The sequence below is a fragment of the Microbulbifer agarilyticus genome (assembly GCF_001999945.1).
GTDB classification, from domain to species: Bacteria; Pseudomonadota; Gammaproteobacteria; order Pseudomonadales; family Cellvibrionaceae; genus Microbulbifer; species Microbulbifer agarilyticus_A.
The window spans coordinates 327798-346113 of sequence record NZ_CP019650.1; the positions used below are offsets into that span (position 1 = coordinate 327798).

Annotated in this window: 16 protein-coding genes; 11 read left to right on the forward strand and 5 right to left on the reverse strand. The window is 58.5% G+C overall.

From position 1 onward, the window contains the following. Window positions 1-188 precede the first annotated feature (188 nt). A complete protein-coding gene (locus tag Mag101_RS01370) occupies window positions 189-1565 on the forward strand; it encodes an HD-GYP domain-containing protein (protein ID WP_077399740.1) in 1377 nt (458 codons plus the stop codon). A gap of 46 nt (window positions 1566-1611) precedes the next feature. Here the strand turns inward: Mag101_RS01370 and Mag101_RS01375 are convergent, their stop codons facing one another. From Mag101_RS01375 to rsgA, 4 genes are all read right to left on the reverse strand, one after another. Further along, on the reverse strand, window positions 1612-2826 hold the full coding sequence (locus tag Mag101_RS01375; protein ID WP_198040044.1) for an MFS transporter: 1215 nt from the start codon (window positions 2824-2826) through the stop codon (window positions 1612-1614). A 22-nt stretch (window positions 2827-2848) separates the two neighbouring features. Then, complete coding sequence (asd, locus tag Mag101_RS01380) at window positions 2849-3700, reverse strand: archaetidylserine decarboxylase (protein ID WP_077399747.1); 852 nt, start codon at window positions 3698-3700, stop codon at window positions 2849-2851. A 98-nt stretch (window positions 3701-3798) separates the two neighbouring features. Further along, on the reverse strand, window positions 3799-4605 hold the full coding sequence (locus Mag101_RS01385; RefSeq protein ID WP_077399750.1) for a sulfurtransferase: 807 nt from the start codon (window positions 4603-4605) through the stop codon (window positions 3799-3801). Between the two features lie 73 nt (window positions 4606-4678). After that, the gene (gene rsgA / locus Mag101_RS01390; RefSeq protein ID WP_077399753.1) at window positions 4679-5710 is read right to left on the reverse strand and encodes a small ribosomal subunit biogenesis GTPase RsgA; all 1032 of its coding nucleotides are present in this window, start codon (window positions 5708-5710) and stop codon (window positions 4679-4681) included. A 124-nt stretch (window positions 5711-5834) separates the two neighbouring features. Here rsgA and orn point away from each other — a divergent pair, with 124 nt between their 5' ends. Next, complete coding sequence (gene orn / locus Mag101_RS01395; protein ID WP_198040045.1) at window positions 5835-6377, forward strand: oligoribonuclease; 543 nt, start codon at window positions 5835-5837, stop codon at window positions 6375-6377. Window positions 6378-6393: 16 nt separating this feature from the next. Here orn and queG read toward each other — a convergent pair whose 3' ends face one another. Continuing rightward, window positions 6394-7506: a tRNA epoxyqueuosine(34) reductase QueG gene (queG, locus tag Mag101_RS01400; protein ID WP_077399760.1), complete on the reverse strand. Its 1113-nt coding sequence runs from the start codon at window positions 7504-7506 to the stop codon at window positions 6394-6396. 120 nt (window positions 7507-7626) lie between these two features. Here queG and Mag101_RS01405 point away from each other — a divergent pair, with 120 nt between their 5' ends. The 9 genes from Mag101_RS01405 to hflC all read left to right on the forward strand — a co-directional run bounded on the left by Mag101_RS01405 (window position 7627) and on the right by hflC (window position 18153). Next, the gene (locus Mag101_RS01405; RefSeq protein ID WP_157520495.1) at window positions 7627-9150 is read left to right on the forward strand and encodes an NAD(P)H-hydrate dehydratase; all 1524 of its coding nucleotides are present in this window, start codon (window positions 7627-7629) and stop codon (window positions 9148-9150) included. A 50-nt stretch (window positions 9151-9200) separates the two neighbouring features. Further along, window positions 9201-9683, forward strand: coding sequence for a tRNA (adenosine(37)-N6)-threonylcarbamoyltransferase complex ATPase subunit type 1 TsaE (gene tsaE / locus Mag101_RS01410; protein ID WP_232325089.1), 483 nt, complete (start codon window positions 9201-9203; stop codon window positions 9681-9683). 53 nt (window positions 9684-9736) lie between these two features. Next, window positions 9737-11068 (forward strand): N-acetylmuramoyl-L-alanine amidase, encoded by a 1332-nt coding sequence (locus tag Mag101_RS01415; RefSeq protein WP_077399766.1) that lies wholly within the window; start codon window positions 9737-9739, stop codon window positions 11066-11068. 98 nt (window positions 11069-11166) lie between these two features. Then, window positions 11167-13071, forward strand: a complete 1905-nt coding sequence (gene mutL, locus Mag101_RS01420) for a DNA mismatch repair endonuclease MutL (protein WP_077399769.1) — start codon at window positions 11167-11169, stop codon at window positions 13069-13071. Between the two features lie 43 nt (window positions 13072-13114). Continuing rightward, on the forward strand, window positions 13115-14038 hold the full coding sequence (miaA, locus tag Mag101_RS01425; RefSeq protein ID WP_232325233.1) for a tRNA (adenosine(37)-N6)-dimethylallyltransferase MiaA: 924 nt from the start codon (window positions 13115-13117) through the stop codon (window positions 14036-14038). A gap of 181 nt (window positions 14039-14219) precedes the next feature. Then, a complete protein-coding gene (hfq, locus tag Mag101_RS01430) occupies window positions 14220-14507 on the forward strand; it encodes an RNA chaperone Hfq (RefSeq protein WP_010132407.1) in 288 nt (95 codons plus the stop codon). A gap of 176 nt (window positions 14508-14683) precedes the next feature. Further along, window positions 14684-16021, forward strand: a complete 1338-nt coding sequence (gene hflX / locus Mag101_RS01435; RefSeq protein WP_077399775.1) for a ribosome rescue GTPase HflX — start codon at window positions 14684-14686, stop codon at window positions 16019-16021. Window positions 16022-16111: 90 nt separating this feature from the next. Continuing rightward, a complete protein-coding gene (hflK, locus tag Mag101_RS01440; protein ID WP_077399778.1) occupies window positions 16112-17266 on the forward strand; it encodes an FtsH protease activity modulator HflK in 1155 nt (384 codons plus the stop codon). An 11-nt stretch (window positions 17267-17277) separates the two neighbouring features. Next, a complete protein-coding gene (gene hflC / locus Mag101_RS01445; protein ID WP_077399781.1) occupies window positions 17278-18153 on the forward strand; it encodes a protease modulator HflC in 876 nt (291 codons plus the stop codon). The last annotated feature ends 163 nt before the right edge of the window (window positions 18154-18316 follow it).

Below are 18316 nucleotides of genomic sequence, written 5' to 3' on the forward strand. Positions count from 1 at the left end.
TTAGGACTGGCATTGGCGGCCAATTTTGTGATATTTATCACAAATTGGATGGCTGCCTGTACGTGAGCCTATGTGACAATTCTCTGCTTGGGCTACTTCTTGTGGAGTTGGCCTGATTGGACGCGGATTGTGTACAAAAATAAAACAACGAAAAATTGCACCGAAACGGTTAGCGCGGCACTTATCTAGTGGAAATTCAGCAGGCGAAAGTATTCGTTGAGGACTTACAGCGGGGCATGTTTGTGTCCCGTCTGGACCGCCCGTGGACGCGCACACCGTTTGCCCTGCAAGGCTTTTACATCCGCGACCTGGAAGAAATCCGCCAGCTGCAGAAGTTCTGTCGTTTCGTATATGTAGACGTCGTGAAAACCGTCGGCGATGTCGGGGTAAAGCTGCGTAAGCTGACCCGCACTGCAGCCGAGAGCGCCGCTAGAGAAAAGCCAGGCAAAGCTGCTCCCCGTCGTATTCCTGTCGCCATCAACTGCAAACCGGTTCAGGTTGTACACAACAGTTATCCGGCTCCCCAGCCGGCAGGCAAAGAATCCATCAAGGCGCGCAAATTGCACCAGCGAATGGTTCAGGGTATGTACCAGGTGATGGTGCAGTTGGAATCTAATCAGCCCCTGCCGACTGCTCAGGTGACACAGACTATTTCCCAGGTAGTCGATAGCGTGCTGCGCAGTCCAGATGCATTTTCATGGCTGGCCCGTGTGCGGACCAAAGATGAGCACTCCTATAGCCACTCGGTGCGTGCGAGTATTTGGGCGGTGGTATTCGGCCGTCACATCGGTTTGCGTCGTCAGGACTTGGTGAACCTGGGCGTCGCTACCTTGTTGAAAGACGTCGGCAAGCTGTATCTATCGCAACAGGTTCTAACCGCGGAGAAGCGCAGTCCACGCGCCGAGCTGGAGTACCGCAAGTTTGTCGATTACAGCGTACGGCTGTTGTCGACCGATCCCAATGTGGGCCCTCAGATACTGAATATTGTTCGCTGTCATCGGGAGCAGTATGACGGCAGTGGCTACCCGAAGGGGTTGCGCGGCGGACAGATCCCGGTACTGGCCCGCATGTGCGGCATCGTCACTTTTTACGATGAAGCGACGAATCCCCGTGGTGCCGAATTCCCGGTACCACCATCAAACGCAGTGGCGCAGTTGTATGAGCTGCGCAATTCAGCGTTCCAAGAGCAGTTGGTGGTGGAGTTTATCCAGTCCATTGGCCTGTATCCTACGGGTACCCAGGTAGAACTCTCTACCGGTGAGCTGGCCGTCGTGGTGGAGCAGAATCATCAACGGCGCCTGAAGCCCAAGGTTATGCTGGTTACCGATACGAAGCAGCAGCTACTGGAAAAACCCCGTGTTTTTGATATGGCGGCGGATGATGATCGCAAGCAAGCCTTGATCAAAAAGGGTAAAAAGTCCCTTGCCGAAGTGGGTCTGATCACCATTACCCAGGATATGGACCCGAGTTGTCATCCGGGGATTGATGTAGCAAAGATCCGCGATCAGTATCTTAATCAGCCGCGACTGCCTGGCTTCCTTACCCGTATCTTGCCCGCGCGTTAATTCCGCTCTTCCTCTTAAATAGATCTTAAATAAGTAGCTTCGGCATTTAATTGTCTGCTGCAGATGTTTGCTGTGGTGTGAGGGAAGCTGTCAGCGTCAGCAGGCTCGAGAACAGCACGGTTCCTCCCAGTAGTAGCGAAATACTCGTAACGCTAACTCCGTGATCCAGAAGTAGCCCTATCAGCAGTGGTGAAGCGGCGGTGGAAAACACCATGCTTGCCTGAGAAACAGAGCGGATGGCGCCGAGATGCGTGGTGCCGTATCGCTCGGGCCATAGCGCACCGCTTGCAGTGCCTGTTCCTGCCTGGCCGATACCAATTAATGTTAAGTAGACGTAAGGCGCCCACCATGCGCTGCAGAATGCGAGTAGCAGTAGTGCCGTGAACATGGGTAGCAGAGCGATAGGCAGGCTTCGCTGCGCGCCAATTCGATCCACAATACTGCCTGCAAAAAATAATGCGAGTAGATGCCCAATTGCGTAACCCACAAAAGCGCCCGCCAGTACGGAGAGAGACCAGCCGCGTTCGTCGGCGATGGCACCCTGATGGAACAGTATCGCGGTCACTACAAATGGAGTCATTAATGCCGCGGGAAGCAGGTAGTAGAAGCCGCGGTCCCGTAGTACTTGAGCGCGGGTATAGTGGTTATTGTCGTGACGTTTTGTTTCTGTCGACTTCGAACCTTGCTGGCCGGCATTCCCGGCGAGCCAGTACAGGGCCGGTAAAATGGCAAGCAGCAGCACGCCGGCGGAGAGCAGCCACACACTGCGCCAGCCCTGATGGTCGATTACCAGGGAGCCAGTAGTGGGGAGCAGTGCTTCGGCGATTGGGAAGCCCAGGGCGGCCAGTGCAATCACTTTTCCCCGGTTCTCGGTAAAGTAGCGACCGGCAGTGGTCATTCCCATATGGGTCATAAACCCCTGGCCGGCAAACCGCAAAAGGAAAAACCCCGGTAACAGCATCCATGCGCTGTGGGCAAATGCCATCGTCAGGCATCCCGCAATCAACAGCAGGGTGCCGAGAATGGCCACGTGTTTCAGCGGCCAGCGATCAATCAGGGGGCCAGCACCTAGTAGTACAAATGCGGAGAGGAGGGTGGCGGCGCTGTAGCCTGCGCCGTACAAACCGTTGCTCAGGTTGAACTCAGCGCGCAGCGCACCGCCAAAAATGGCGATAAAAAATGTCTGCCCGAAGCCCGACGCAGCCACTGCCACCAGCGCGAAAAAAGCGAGCTTGGGGTTGCTGCGAATAAACTCGGGCACTGTGAGCATGTTAGTTAAGGCGTTAAATCAGGTCTCCGAAATGCTCGCCCATTTCTACCGGGGTTTCTGCAGCGAGGCTCTCCAGCCAGTTCACTTTGTCCGCGCCAAACAGCAGTATCACTGTTGAGCCGAGTTTGAATCGGCCCATCTCATCGCCTTTTTTCAGCGCGATCGGCTTTTGATCGTCGTAGCGGGTGGTACGGACCTGACGCTTAATTGGCGCGACCTGGCCGGCCCAGACAGTTTCGATGGCGGCGACAATCATGGCGCCTACAAGGACCATGGCCATGGGGCCGGCGGCGGTGTCAAAGATACAGACCAGGCGCTCATTGCGCGCGAACAGGCGCGGAACGTTTTCGGCGGTGGTGGTGTTTACCGAGAACAGTTCGCCGGGTACGTAGATCATGCGTTGCAGTACGCCATCCAGCGGCATGTGTACGCGGTGATAATCTTTTGGAGATAGGTATACGGTGGCGAACTTACCGCCGGTAAATTGTGCCGCGACCTCGGGATCGCCGCCGACGAGTTCGAGCAGGCTGTAGTCCTGGCCTTTGGCCTGGAAAATTCTGCCGTTGTGGATTTCACCCAGCTGGCTGATAGCACCATCGGCACAGCCAGCGATGGTTTTCTCACCCTCTGCGATGGGGCGTGCGCCTTCTTTAAGTGCGCGGGTGAAGAAGTCGTTGAAGCAGGTGTAAGCCGTGTAATCTTCTTCCAGTGCCTCGCTCATATCGACTTTGTATTTTTCCACGAACCACTTGGTAAACGGGTTCTTGATACCGCCGATACGGGTTTCTGCCAGCCAGCCGGCGGCTCGCGAGAGCAGGTGCTGGGGGGTAATGTACTGCAGGAAGATGAATAATTTCGGGTGCATTTGGGTTTGGTGGTCCCGTTAGTTGTAGTTCTGTGGCGTCCGGCTTGTGGGCCTTAGCTTTAAAATTTGTGTTCGGTAAGCGTTCGCAAACCCTTTGCCTAACTTTCTATCGGTGTATCCGACAGGTTGCCCCACTCGCTCCACGAGCCGGGGTAGGCTTTGATCGGCAATCCCAGGGATTTTCCTACTAGCCAGGTAAACGCTGAACGGTGGTGGCTCTGGCAGTGGGTGGCAATTTCTCTGCTGCCATCGATACCCAGCGCCGCGAGAAATTCTTTGGCATCTTCGCGAATGCGCAGGTCGCGCTGGGGGTCCATTAGTTGAGTCCATTCGCAATTGATCGCGCCGGGAATGTGACCGCCGCGCATGGCCACCATGCGCTCGCCGCTGTATTCCAGAGGGGAGCGGGCGTCCCATATTTGCAGGTCGTTTTGACCGAGGCGCTGCTGGATTTGTTCCGCGTCAATCATGGGAGCGTCGTCGGCGATGCTGACTGTGATACTGCTAGGGGTAACGGTGGCATCTTCGGTTGTCAGCGGCAGGCCAGCATTTTTCCACGCGGTCATGCCGCCATTTAAATAGCTGTAGTTTGTGTGACCGATGACTTCGAGTGTCCACAGCAGGCGCCCTGCCCAGCCACCGCCTTCGTCATCACAGGCGACGATGCGGGTATCCGGCGTTAGGCCGATGGCCTGCATTACCTGAGTGAGGCGTTCGATTGAGGGCAGCTTGCCCGGTGCCGGGGGGGTGCCGGCCATCAGGGCCTGAAAGGGTAGGCCGAGTGCGCCGGGAATGTGGCCCGCAAGGTAGTTTTGCGGGCTGCTCAGGTCGATCACACGGATTTCTTCGTGCTCTAGCAGCGAAGCCAGTTGTTCAGGTTCCAGAATCAGTGGGATATCACTCACGCAGGGTTCCTTGTTGCATTCCTTGTTGTGGGTAGCAAGTTGTGGGCAGTAAGTTGCCGCCGGTCTGTTGGACTCAGTCATTTTCCAAGCTGTTGCGCAGGTGCAGGAAGCTGTCCATGCGGCGTTGGCTGATGTCACCGCGTTCGAGCGCTTCCTGAATGGCGCAGCCGGGTTCGCTCTGGTGGCGGCAGTCGCGGAAGCGGCAGTGGCCGATAAATGGACGAAACTCCACGTAACCTTCCAGCAGCTCTTGTTCGCTCATGTGCCAGATGCCGAACTCTCTAATGCCGGGGGAGTCTATCAGATCACCACCGGTTGGCAGGTGAAACAGTTCCGCCGCCGTGGTGGTGTGGGTGCCCTTGCCGGTGGCTTCCGACAGCGCGCCGGTGCGGGCATCGGCGCTGGGAAGCAGGCCGTTGATCAGTGAGGATTTACCGACGCCGGATTGACCAACGAACACGCTGGTGCCCTCGGCCAGTGTTTCCAGTAGTTTGTCGAGCCCCTCGCCAGTCTTGGTCGAGAGTTTGAGTACCGGGTAGCCCAGGCCGGGATAAGGGTGGAGCAGGTTTTCCAGGTGTTCCCGGTTGCTGTCGTCGATTAGGTCAATCTTGTTGAGCAGTAACAGGGGCTGAATGCCAGTGGTCTCGGCTGCTACCAGATAGCGATCGATGGCGTTGGCGAAAGGTTCCGGGTAGGGCGCGATGACGATCAGGATGCGGTCGATATTGGCGGCGACGGTTTTCATGTCGCCGTAGCGGTCCGGGCGCTGCAATTCCGCATGGCGCGGCAGGCGCGCACCGACCACGCCGAGGCCGCCGGTGGCATCGCCGGTGGCCGGGTTCCAGGCAACCTTGTCTCCGGTGACGAGAGTGTCGATATTGGCGCGCACATGGCAGCGCTGTCGCAACTGGCTATCGGTTTCGCTCTCCACCAGTACCTGCGAGCCATAGTTGGCAATAACCATTCCGGTCTGTTCTGCGCCCAGGTCACCTTCTTCCGCCGCCTGGTCCAGGTTTTCCTCGCGTTTGCGCGCGCGCGCCTCCCGCTCCTGCTGGATCTTGGCGATGCGCCACTGCTGGCGACGGTTGAGTTTGCGTTTGCTCATGAGGGCTCGGGTTGTGGAAAGCGGCGGATTATAACTTGCATCGCTAGGTGGTTGCGGTACCTTCCTCGCTATCGTCCAATTTAATGGCAACTGGCCGCGGGACGCGGCAGTTAAGGAGACTATTGTGGATCAGAATAATCTGATCTGGATCGATCTGGAAATGACTGGCCTGGATCCGGAGAAAGAGCGCATCATCGAAATCGCCACTGTGGTGACGGATTCGCGCCTGAACGTGCTGGCGGAAGGGCCGGTCATGGCGATTCACCAGAGCGATGCGCTGCTGGATGCCATGGACGACTGGAACACCGAGCAGCACGGTGGTTCCGGGCTGGTAGCCCGGGTCAAGGACTCCAGTATCAGTGAGCATCAGGCGGAGCGGGAAACCATTGAGTTTCTCCGCCACTGGGTGCCAGAGGGCGCTTCACCCATGTGCGGCAACTCGATCGGCCAGGATCGCCGCTTTCTAGTGAAGTATATGCCGCTGCTGGAGCAGTACTTTCACTACCGGAATCTGGATGTAAGCTCAGTGAAGGAGCTGGCGCGACGCTGGCGCCCGGATGTGTTGGATGGGGTAAAGAAGACCTCGTCGCACCTGGCCATGGACGATATCCACGACTCCATTAACGAGTTGAAGCACTATCGCGCGCACTTTTTTCGCATGAGCTGAAGCGAGCAGGCCAAATTTAGCTGCGTTTAATTTTGCGCTTCCTGCGCCGCCCACTGCGCAAACGCGCTAGCGCCCACTGGATGTGCTCGGCCACCAGCGGTGTTGCTGAGTCGAGTTGCTCTTCAAGCGCGGTGATAACTTCCGCGGTGGCGTCGGCATTTCCCAGCGCTACCGCCAGGTTGCGCTGCCAGCGCTCAAACCCGATGCGGCGAATAGCCGATCCCTCGGTCTTTTTCAGGAATTCTTGCTCCGTCCAGCGAAACAAGTCTGTCAGTTCACCGCTGTCGAGGCCGTGGCGCGGGTGAAAGTCCTGTTCCGCGGTGGGTTTGGCGAACTTGTTCCAGGGGCAGATGATCTGGCAATCGTCGCAACCAAATACCCGGTTGCCCATGGGTTCACGCAGTTCCTCGGGGATCGGACCTTTGTTTTCAATCGTGAGATAGGAAATGCAGCGGCGAGCGTCCAAGGTATAGGCATCGATAAACGCATCGGTGGGGCACACCTTGAGACAGGCGGTGCATTCTCCGCACCGATTGGGCTCGTCACTGACATCAATGGGTAGAGGTAGGTTGGTGTAGATCTCACCCAGAAAAAACCAGCTGCCGGCCTGGCTGTTGATCACCATACAGTTCTTGCCGATCCAGCCGAGCCCAGCTTTTTCCGCCAGTGCCCGCTCCATCACCGGCGCGCTGTCGGTAAAAGCGCGGCCCTGGGCAGGGATACCGCGCTCCTCACAATACCGGTCGATCTGCTGCGCCAGTTGCGCCAGTCGTTTGCGGATTAACTTGTGGTAATCGCGGCCGTTGGCGTAGCGGGAAACATAGGCCTTGCCGGGGTCTTTCAGCACCTGCACCGGCTGGGTATCCGGGGGCAAGTAGTCCAGGCGCACGCTGATCACCCGCAGGGTGCCTTCTTCGAGCAAGTCCGGTCGCCAGCGTTTGTCGCCATGAGCGCCCATCCACTCCATATCACCGTTATAGCCGGCATCTAGCCAGTGCTGCAGGCGCTCGCCGTGTTTTTCCAGCTGGCAATCGGTAATCCCCACCTGCTGGAAGCCCAGCTCCCGCCCCCACACGCGAATCTGTGTGGCGAGTTCTGCCATGGTCTGAGGGTCGGGGGTATTGCTCATTCGTCGGTATAGGGAAATTGGCACTGGCCGCGTGCGGCGGTTAGCTGGTTGAGGCGGTATAATTGCCGGTATTTTGCCACAGTTTAAAAATTGACCACAGCAGGAATGCAGTACTCGCTTATGTCGGACACCATGGAACGTCAGAATTTAGCCCCAATCCCCGCTGCTGAGCCGCAAAGTCTCTACAGCGCTGCAGCCGTGCGCCAGCTCGACCAACTGGTGATTAACCAGCAGAAAATCCCCGGGCTCGCGCTAATGAAGCGCGCCGGGCGTGCGGCATTTGACTGTCTGCGTTCTCGCTGGCCAGAGGTAAACGCAATTCAGGTTTTCTGTGGTGGTGGCAACAATGGCGGTGATGGCTATGTGATTGCCGGCCTTGCCGCCCAGCGCCAGATCCCGGTGACGGTATTCGTGGGGGTGCCGGTCGAGAAGCTGAAGGGAGAAGCCCTGGAGGCATACGGCTTTGCCGAGCGCGAGGGTGCCACGCTGGTGTCTACCATTGACGCCATGCCGGCGGCGGGTAAAAACACTGTACTGGTGGATGCCTTGCTGGGTACCGGATTCAGTGGCGCACTGCGCAGTCCAGTGGACGCAGCGGTGGCGCATATCAATGGCGCGGGTGTTCCGGTATTGGCGGTAGACCTGCCATCGGGGCTGAATGCCGATAGTGGGTTTGCCGAGCAGGCTGTCTCTGCGGATGTGACGGTGACGTTTATCGGGCGCAAAGCGGGGTTGTTTCTGGGGTGTGGACCAGCGCTTACCGGTGACGTCGTGTTTGATGACCTGGGTGCGGCTGCCGAGATTTATCCACAGGTGCAGGGCATGTTGCTGCGCCATACTGCAGAGACCCTTGCGCGACTGCCAGCCCGCACGGCAGACAGTTACAAGAATCAATTCGGTCATGTGATGATCGTCGGCGGTGACCACGGGTTTGGTGGTGCTGCCATGATGGCTGCAGAGGCCGCGGCGCGCACCGGTAGTGGTCTGATCTCTCTCGCCACCCGCCCGGAGCATGTGGTGGCATCGCTGACCCGGCGCCCGGAAGTGATGGCGCACCCGGTGGTTTCCGGGCAGGAGCTGGAGCCCTTGCTGGAGGTGCCCAGTGTTATCGCGGTGGGGCCGGGGCTCGGCCGGTCGCCGTGGAGTGAACAATTACTGGCCCGCGCGGGCCGCGCACAAGCGGCGCTGGTGCTCGACGCGGATGCGCTGAACATTTTGGCCGGTGGGCGAGTTCTCGCCGGTATCAAGCGCGATGACTGGGTGCTGACGCCCCACATTGGGGAGGCGGCGCGCCTGTTGCAGATTTCCAACGCGGAGGTGACCGCAGACCCGCTAGCCGCGGCGCGCGCGATTCAGGAAAAATTCAGTGGCGTGGTGATATTAAAGGGCGCAGGTACCGTGATTGCACATCGCGACGGTACCGATGTGATCAATACCGGTAACCCGGGTATGGCCTCTGGAGGCATGGGTGACCTGCTGACCGGGGTAATCGCATCCCTTATCGGGCAGGGTATGACGCTGCCGGCGGCGGCTCGGCTCGGGGTGTGGCTGCACGGTGAAGCGGGTAATTGCGCGGCCGCCGATGGCCAGCGCGGCCTGTTGGCTACGGACTTGTTGCCGCATATTCGCGCGCTTGTGGACTGAAGCCCGGGTTGAAGAGTCAGTAGGGGCTAGTAATCTTGGACGGTAAGGCTGTGGAAAAAATACTGTATTTGCCTGATGAGCCTGCCACCGTGGCGGCGGGTGAGGCGCTCGGCGAGGCGTGCCGGGTTTCTGGCATGGCCACGGGCCTGGTGTTTTTTCTGGGCGGCCAGTTGGGTGCTGGCAAAACCACATTTAGTCGCGGTGTGTTGCGTGCATTTGGGCATCGTGGTGCAGTAAAAAGTCCCACATACACTCTGGTGGAACCCTATGAGTTTTCCTCTGAACGGGTATACCACTTCGACCTGTATCGTCTCGGCGATGCGGAGGAATTGGAGTATATGGGGGTGCGGGATTATTTTGGCCCCGGTAGCCTGAGTCTGGTGGAATGGTCCGAGCGTGGTGCTGGCATTTTGCCGACTCCGGACCTGCAAATCGAATTGCAACTGCAGGGAGAAGGGCGCAGTCTAAAATTAACCGCAGTCAGTGACGCCGGTACCGAGGTGCTAGGCAGGGCGCTTTTTGACCCAGGCTGATTCGGCTTGCAGGGTACAGTTCGAGCACGCGGACGATAAACAGGGCAATAATAATGATTGGAGCAGGGTTGCCGGTGCGATTTCTAACGAGCGTTGTTTTTTTTCTCGCAACACTGGTTGCGTTACCCGTATCCAGTGCGGATGTGGAGGGGGTGCGCTTGTGGCGCGCGCCGGACCACACGCGTCTGGTGTTCGATCTCGATGGCCCGGCCGAACACAAGCTGTTTACCCTGAAGAATCCTGACCGTGTGGTGATCGATGTAAGCGGGGCCAAACTTACCGCGGCAATCGACAACCTGCCGCTGGCCGATACCCCCATTGCCGGCGTGCGTCATGCGACCCAGAACCAGCGGGATTTGCGCGTGGTGTTGGACCTCAAGCAGCCGGTTAATCCGCGCAGTTTCGCCCTGCGCCGTCACGAACAGCTGCCCGATCGCCTGGTGATCGATTTGCACGACCGCGGCAAGGTCGAAGAAAAAACTATCCAGCAGGTGCAGGTCAGCGGTCAGAAAGACATTGTCATCGCCATCGATGCAGGTCACGGTGGTGAAGACCCCGGTGCGCTCGGTCCGGGCGGGCTGCGGGAAAAAGATGTGGTACTGGCAATTTCCCGCTACCTGAAAAAATCCCTGGATAAAAAACGCGGCTTCTCCGCAAAACTCGTGCGTACCGGTGATTACTATATTCCCCTGCGTGACCGGGTGAAGAAGGGGCGCCAGATGCGTGCAGACCTATTTGTGTCCATTCACGCCGATGCCTTTACCCGTAAGGACGCCCGCGGTGCGGGGGTTTACGCGGTGTCCTCTCGCGGTGCCACCAGTGAAACCGCGCGCTTTCTCGCGCAGCGGGAGAATGAGGCGGATTTGATTGGCGGTGCCGGTGATCTCAGTCTCAGCGATAAGGACGACACCCTGGCCGGGGTGTTACTGGATCTGGCGATGACCGCCACCATGAATGCCAGCCTGGATATCGGCAGTAGTGTGCTGAGCTCACTCGGTAGCTTTACCCATTTGCACAAGAAAAAGGTCGAACAGGCCAACTTCTCGGTACTGCGCAATCCGGATGTGCCCTCGATTCTGGTGGAGACCGGGTTTATTACGAATCCTGGTGAGGCGCGCCGTTTGCGTGACCCATCGTTCCAGAAGCGAATGGCAGAAAAGCTCAGCGAAGGTATAGTGGCCCACTTCCGATCCCGTCCGCCTGCGGGTACCTGGCTTGCGGCAAATGCCAGCCGCATTGATCGCAAGCACACCATTAGCCGGGGAGATACCCTGTCGGCGATCGCTGCGCGCTACAACATTTCCGTGGCCGCCCTGAAAAAGGCGAATGGAATGCGCAACTCCATGATTCGGGTGGGGCAGACACTGACGATCCCCTCCGGCTGAATTGTAAAGCCCGAAGCGCTCCGGTTGCTTCGGGCCCGCCCCGATATTAGGGCCCCCGAGTGGGGGCGGCACAGACTACACACAGCTTTAAAACCTCCATGCCAGAAAATATCCAACTACTCTCCCCCAGACTTGCCAACCAGATCGCCGCCGGTGAGGTGGTCGAGCGCCCGGCTTCCGTGATCAAAGAGTTGTTGGAAAACAGTCTCGATGCCGGCGCTACCCGACTGGAAATCGATCTGGATGCGGGGGGCGTGAAGCGCATTATGGTGCGCGACAATGGCAAGGGGATCGAGAAAGAAGATCTGCATTTGGCGTTGGCCCGTCACGCCACCTCGAAAATCCACGCGCTGGAAGACCTGGAAGCGGTGGCCACGCTCGGTTTTCGCGGCGAAGCGCTTGCCAGTATTTCCTCCGTTGCCCGCCTGACCATGACCAGTAGCCGCAATGAATCCGGCAAGGGCTGGGTGGTGACCGCGGAAGGGCGGGAAATGGAAACCCAGCTGGCACCGGCGGCACATCCGCGTGGCACCACCGTCGAAGTGCGGGACCTGTTTTTTAATACGCCGGCGCGGCGAAAGTTTTTGCGCACGGAAAAAACCGAATTTAACCGCGTCGATGAAACCATCAAGCGCCTCGCACTCGCCCGTTTCGATGTCTCTTTCAGTCTGCGTCACAACGGCAAGGGTGTGCACAACCTTCGCGGCGGCACCTCAAGGGCGGAGATGGAACGGCGGGTGGCACAGTTGTGCGGCCCGGCGTTTATGCAAAATGCCCTGCATATCGAAATGGAGCGTAGTGGCCTGCGCCTGTGGGGGTGGGTGGCGGAGCCCGCGTTTTCGCGTTCCCAGGCCGACCTGCAGTTTTTCTATGTGAATGGCCGTGCTATTCGCGACCGAGTAGTGAGCCACGCGGTGCGCCGGGCCTTTGCCGACGTGCTGTACCACGGCCGCCACCCCGCGTTTGTGCTGTACCTCGAGTTGGACCCTGCGGCGGTGGACGTCAACGTGCACCCCACCAAGCACGAAGTGCGCTTCCGCGACAGCCGCCTGGTGCACGACTTCCTCTTTGGCTCTTTGCATCGCGCACTGGCAGATGTGCGCCCGGGAGCGCGAGAAGAGGATGATGAATCGCAATCCCCTGCACCTCAGGTTTCCGGTGTTGCTGCCGGCGAGTTTTCCGGTCAGGAGCGCATGCCGCTGTCTTCCGCACCGGCACAAGCGAGAACTCCCGCATTTGGCGCTATGGGTGGCGCCGGTAGTCAGCCATCAGCCGACAGAATTCAGCAGCAAATGCACAGCTACGGCGAGCTGCACAAGCCGCTGGATACTGGTGTGCAGGAAGCGCCGGCCGTAACGGCAGGCCCGGCATCGACCGCCGCCTGGTCGCAGCAAGTACCCGCCGAGGCCGAAGCTGAGACTCCGCCCCTCGGCTTTGCCATCGCCCAGCTCCACGGGATCTATATTTTGTCGCAGAATGAGCACGGTATGGTGGTGGTGGACATGCATGCGGCACACGAGCGTATCGTGTACGAACAAATGAAGACCGCCCATGCCGCCGGCGGTATTCAGGCCCAGCCCCTGCTGGTGCCGGTGAGCCTGGCAGTGAGCGAGCGCGAGGCAGACTGTTTTGAAGAGCGTGAGGAAGTATTCACTTCGCTCGGCTTTGTTTTGCAGCGCGCGGGGCCGGAAACGTTGATGGTGCGGCAGGTGCCCACCATGTTACACAGTGCCCCGGTAGAGCAGCTGGTGCGCGATGTGCTGAGCGATCTGCTGGCCGAGGGCAGCAGTGATCGCATTGGCAATCAGATTAACGAAATCCTCTCCACCATGGCCTGTCACGGTTCCGTGCGCGCCAATCGCAAGTTAACCATTCCCGAAATGAATGGCCTGTTGCGGGACATGGAACGCACCGAGCGCAGCGGCCAGTGTAATCACGGGAGGCCTACATGGACTCAAGTAAAACTCTCGGACATGGATAAATGGTTTATGCGAGGTCAGTAAGTTGAACACTTCGGCTGAAGGCCGTCCTCGCGTCATTTTCCTGATGGGCCCCACGGCTTCGGGTAAAACCGATCTGGCCATGGAGATCAGTGATCGCCTGCCGGTGGAATTGATCAGCGTAGACTCTGCGCTGGTCTATCGCGGCCTGGATATCGGCTCTGCCAAGCCCACGCCGGAGGAGTTGGCGCGCTACCCGCATCGACTGATCGATATCTGCGATCCGGCCGAGAGCTATTCCGTTGGGCGTTTTCGCAGCGATGCGCTGGCAGCGATGGAAGAGATCAGCGGGCGCGGCAAGATTCCGCTGTTGGTTGGCGGAACCATGCTCTATTTCAAGGCTCTATTACAGGGAATGGCAGAGATGCCTGAGGCGGATCCAGAATTCCGCGCTCAGATAGAGGCGCGGGCCGAAAAAGAAGGTTGGCCGGCCCTGCATCAGGAGCTGCAGAAGATCGATCCGGAGCTGGCGGCAGAGTTGCATCCCAATCACTCGGTGCGCATCGAGCGCGCGCTGGAGGTGTTCCACCTCTCCGGCAAGACCATGACCCAGTTGCGTGCCGAGCAGGAACGGGAGTCGCCACTGGCGCACTACGCGGTGCAGCAGCTGGCGATCGTGCCCGAAGACCGCAGTATTTTGCATCGACGGATTGCCGAGCGTTTTGAGCGGATGCTGCAAAACGGCTTCATTGAAGAGGTGCAGGCGCTGCGTGCGCGCGGTGATTTGCACAAAGACCTGCCGGCGATTCGCGCGGTGGGATACCGCCAGGTATGGGAATACCTGGATGGCGATACCGATTACGAACAGATGGTGGCGGCGGGCGTTGCCGCCACCCGTCAACTGGCCAAGCGCCAGCTCACCTGGCTGCGGCGCTGGCCCGACCTTATTCGAATCGGCGCACAAGAGCCTGGCGGGAAAGTCCGCAAAATCGAGGAAATGTTGCCAGAGGCCTTGAAATTTCTCGGTTGAGCAGCCATAACGTGAGTGGGCCGGTGTGTCCGTCCCAAATCAGTCAGTTATTCACAGAGCCCTGTCTATTTTTTGGCTCTTTTTTATACGCCGCATCACCATGGCCGTTTTTTAGTCCGCGGAATTCGCGGGCGCGATCGTGCGTCATCTGGCGACCTATCTTTTGGCAAGGAGAACAATGATGTCAAAAGGGCACAGCTTACAAGACCCTTACCTGAACGTTTTGCGTAAAGAGCGTATCCCTGTTTCTATCTATCTGGTAAACGGCATTAAATTGCAGGGCCAGATTGAATCTTTCGACCAGTTTGTCGTGCTGTTGAAAAACACCGTTAGCCAGATGGTTTATAAGCACGCGATTTCCACCGTAGTGCCGTCCCGCGCCGTGCGCGTACCGCTGATGAATCCGGCTGGTCCGGGTGGTGAAGGCGGCGCACCGGAAGGCGGTGAGCGCGATAGCTTCGGCGGCTAAGCCGGAGCGGGTGTCTAAGGTGCTGAGTTAATGCTGGGGTTAACCCGTTTTTGTTCAGCACCGGCCCCAGAAAGTTGTATTCAGCGCCCCGGCCCGTCCGGGGCGTCTGTTGTTCGGCGTCAGTGCATTGAATCAGACAGTGTGCGGCGCAACTATTGAGTTCAAGAGAATAATCCTTGTTTTTTGATCGTCCGGAATCCGGTGAGCTTGCCGTCTTGGTCCACCTGGAGCTTTCCGCCATCGACAGCCCCGATGACCCTAGGGAATTTGAGGAGCTGGCGCTCTCAGCCGGTGCCGACCCGGTGGCTTTTATCTTTGGCCAGCGCGCCACTCCAGACCCCAAGACCTTTGTCGGCCGCGGTAAGCTGGAGGAAATTCAGGAAACCGTCACCAAGCACGGCGCGGAACTGGTGATTTTTGATCACACCCTTTCCCCGAGTCAGGAGCGCAATATTGAGCGCGAGCTGAAATGCCGGGTGCTCGATCGCACAGGATTGATTCTGGATATTTTTGCGCAGCGCGCGCGTACTCACGAGGGCAAGCTGCAGGTGGAGCTGGCACAGCTGCGTCATATGTCTACGCGTCTGGTGCGCGGCTGGACCCACCTGGAGCGCCAGAAGGGCGGTATTGGCCTGCGCGGACCCGGTGAGACCCAGTTGGAAACCGACCGCCGTTTGCTGCGCGCACGTATCGATTCCATTGAAAAGCGTCTGGACAAGGTTCGTCGCCAGCGCGAGCAGGGCCGGCGCGGGCGCTCACGCGCTGAAGTCGCGACGGTTTCCCTGGTGGGGTACACCAACGCCGGTAAGTCGACGCTGTTCAACCGAATTACCAGTTCCGACGTATATGTGCAGGATCAGTTGTTCGCGACACTCGATCCCACCATGCGCCGGGTGGAATTGCCGAATGTCGGTGCGATGGTCCTGGCCGACACCGTGGGTTTCGTATCCCACCTGCCCCACCGCTTGGTAGAGGCGTTTCGCGCGACGCTGGAAGAGGCGGCTAATGCCTCCCTGTTGCTGCATGTGGTGGACGCCGCGGCGGAAAATCGACTGCACCTGATTGAAGAGGTGCAGACGGTACTCGAGGAAATTGGCGCGGCGGATTTGCCCCAGTTGCTCGTGTACAACAAACTGGACTTGCTGGCCGATGCCGAACCGCGCATCGACCGCGATGATCAGGGCGTGCCCCGGGCGGTATGGTTGTCGGCGGTCACTGGCGCCGGCTGCGATCTGCTGGTGGAGGCGATCGCCGAGCGCATCGGCGAACAAATGGTGAGCGGCGCCCTGGTTATCCCCCCGCAGCATGCGCGCCTGCGCGCTCAACTGTTTGCGGGGAACGCGGTACAAAATGAAAGTTATCGCGACAATGGCGACATAGAACTACAGGTTTTACTGCCGCGCGCCGAATTGCAGCGCCTGATGGCGCCCTTCCGTGAAGTGGGTAACCCACCGCAGTGGTTACCGGAAAAGCCGGAAGAAGAGCCCCGGCCCGAAGATTGGGAACTGGATTAACGATTACCCGTGGCGCGGCGCAGCCCAGGCATTCAATGCTAGAATTTGCGTCAGCTAATGATTAATAAATTGCACAGTTGGAGTGAGTAAATGGCCTGGAACGAACCGGGTGGTAATAACAAAGACCCATGGGGTGGTGGCAATCGTAACAACGATGGCCCACCGGATTTGGATGAAGTACTGCGCAAACTGCAGCAGAAACTGAATGGCTTGTTTGGCGGAAAACCTTCCGGCGGTGACGACGGTCGCCCCGGTGGTAGTGCCAGCTTCCCCTGGTCGCTGGTATTGATCGTGCTCGCCGTGGTTTACGGCCTGTGGGGCTTTTACCAGGTGGACGCGAACGAATCCGCCGTGGTCCTGCGCCTCGGTAAATACCACAGTACCGAGACCGCCGGTCTGCACTGGAATCCGCCACTGGTCGATCATGTCACCAAGGTGAACATGACCGAGGTGCGTACCGAGCGCACCACCGGTCAGATGCTCACCGAGGATGCGAGCATTGTGGACGTGGTGCTGCAGGTGCAGTGGCATATCGACGATGCGGAGTCTTTCGTACTGCGTGTGGCCGACCCGCTGAAGAGTCTGCAGGAAGCCACCGACAGTGCCCTGCGCCATGTCGTCGGTTCACAGACGTTGAATGGGGTTATCTCCCAGAATCGTACCCAGGTTGCCGCTGACACCCAGGAGCGCCTGCAAGAATATCTCGACCTCTACCTGACCGGCATTCGTGTCGACGTGGTCAACCTCACCGACGCCAAGGCGCCGCGTGAAGTACAGGACGCGTTCGATGACGTGGTACGGGCCCGTGAGGACGAGGTGCGTCTGCAGAACGAAGCCCAGGCCTACGCCAACCAAGTGATTCCGGTGGCCCGTGGTCAGGCGCAGCGTATGATCGAAGAAGCGGAAGGCTACAAGTCACGCATTGTCGAGAGCGCCCGTGGTGAAGCGGTGCGTTTTGAGAAGCTGCTGACCGAATACACCCGCGCGCCGGAAGTAACCCGCGAGCGTCTGTATCTGGATGCGGTACAGGAAGTGATGCAAAACACTTCCAAGGTGATGGTCGACGTGGAAGGCGGCAATAACATGATGTACCTGCCGCTGGATAAACTGGCCGAGAATAGTGCCAGCAGCGCAAGCCAGCGCCCGCAGATTTCACCCCAGGTAGTCGATGAGATTTCTCAGCGCGTCATCAACCAGTTGCGTACCGAAGCGGCCAACAGCCGCCGCAGTCGCGACGTACGATAAGGAGAGAGGCAATGAACAGTAACAAATCTCTTTTTGTCATCGCCCTGGTTTTGCTTGCGCTACTCGCGGTATCCAGCAGTGCCTTTGTGGTGAAAGAAACCGAAAAAGCGGTACTGCTGCGTTTCGGTGAAGTGGTGCGCACCGACTACACACCGGGTCTGTACTTTAAAATCCCCCTGGTACACGAGCTGCGCAAATTCGATGCTCGCATCCAGACCGTGGATTCCCAGCCGGTGCGGATGCTGAACAGCGAAAACAAGTTCATGATGGTGGACTCCTACGCGAAGTTCCGCATCTTCGATGTGGGCCGCTTCTATGTAGCGACCCGCGGCGATGAGCGCAACGCTGTGCGCCTGCTCGCGGAACAGATCAATAACCGCCTGCGTAACCAGTTTGGTGTGCGCGACCTGCATGAGGTGGTGAGTGGTCAGCGCGATGAGCTGATGGCGGAAATCACTACCAACCTGAACCAAACCGCACAGACGGATCTCGGGGTTGAGATCGTGGATGTGCGGGTGAAGCGTATCGACCTGCCACCGGAAGTATCTGAATCGGTGTTCCAGCGTATGCGTGCCGGCCGTGAGCTGGAAGCCCGTGACCACCGCGCAAAGGGTCAGGAAGCCAGTGAGCGTATCCGCGCCAGCGCCGATCGACAAAAGGTGGTTATTGAGTCCGAAGCGTATCGTAAGGCGGAAGAAGTGCGCGGTGAGGCTGATGCCGAGGCCGCTCAGATTTACGCTGAGGCTTTCAGTAAGAACCCGGAGTTCTATCGCTTCTCGCGCAGCTTGACGGCCTATAAAGAGTCCTTCAAGAGCAAGAGCGATATGCTGCTCATGGAGCCAGACAGTCAGTTCTTCCGTTATCTGAAGGATCCGTCCGGACAATAACGAAGACAGTTTCGACTATTTCGTGGCCACTTCAGTGGCCACACCTCCACAATTTAGTGGTAAAATCCCCAAAACCGGGCCGGCGCCCGGTTTTTTTATGCCGGCCCGTTTGACGAATCTCTTGCTGTACCTCTATGCGGAACATTCCTGAGGAACGACCAAC

Coding starts and splice junctions, on each gene's coding strand:
- hflC (WP_077399781.1), top strand. CDS start 17,278: ATGAACAGTAACAAATCTCTTTTTGTCATCGCCCTGGTTTTGCTTGCG.
- rsgA (WP_077399753.1), bottom strand. CDS start 5,710: ATGAGCAAACGCAAACTCAACCGTCGCCAGCAGTGGCGCATCGCCAAG.
- queG (WP_077399760.1), bottom strand. CDS start 7,506: ATGAGCAATACCCCCGACCCTCAGACCATGGCAGAACTCGCCACACAG.
- hflK (WP_077399778.1), top strand. CDS start 16,112: ATGGCCTGGAACGAACCGGGTGGTAATAACAAAGACCCATGGGGTGGT.
- mutL (WP_077399769.1), top strand. CDS start 11,167: ATGCCAGAAAATATCCAACTACTCTCCCCCAGACTTGCCAACCAGATC.
- Mag101_RS01405 (WP_157520495.1), top strand. CDS start 7,627: ATGTCGGACACCATGGAACGTCAGAATTTAGCCCCAATCCCCGCTGCT.
- Mag101_RS01415 (WP_077399766.1), top strand. CDS start 9,737: ATGATTGGAGCAGGGTTGCCGGTGCGATTTCTAACGAGCGTTGTTTTT.
- miaA (WP_232325233.1), top strand. CDS start 13,115: ATGGGCCCCACGGCTTCGGGTAAAACCGATCTGGCCATGGAGATCAGT.
- hfq (WP_010132407.1), top strand. CDS start 14,220: ATGTCAAAAGGGCACAGCTTACAAGACCCTTACCTGAACGTTTTGCGT.
- asd (WP_077399747.1), bottom strand. CDS start 3,700: ATGCACCCGAAATTATTCATCTTCCTGCAGTACATTACCCCCCAGCAC.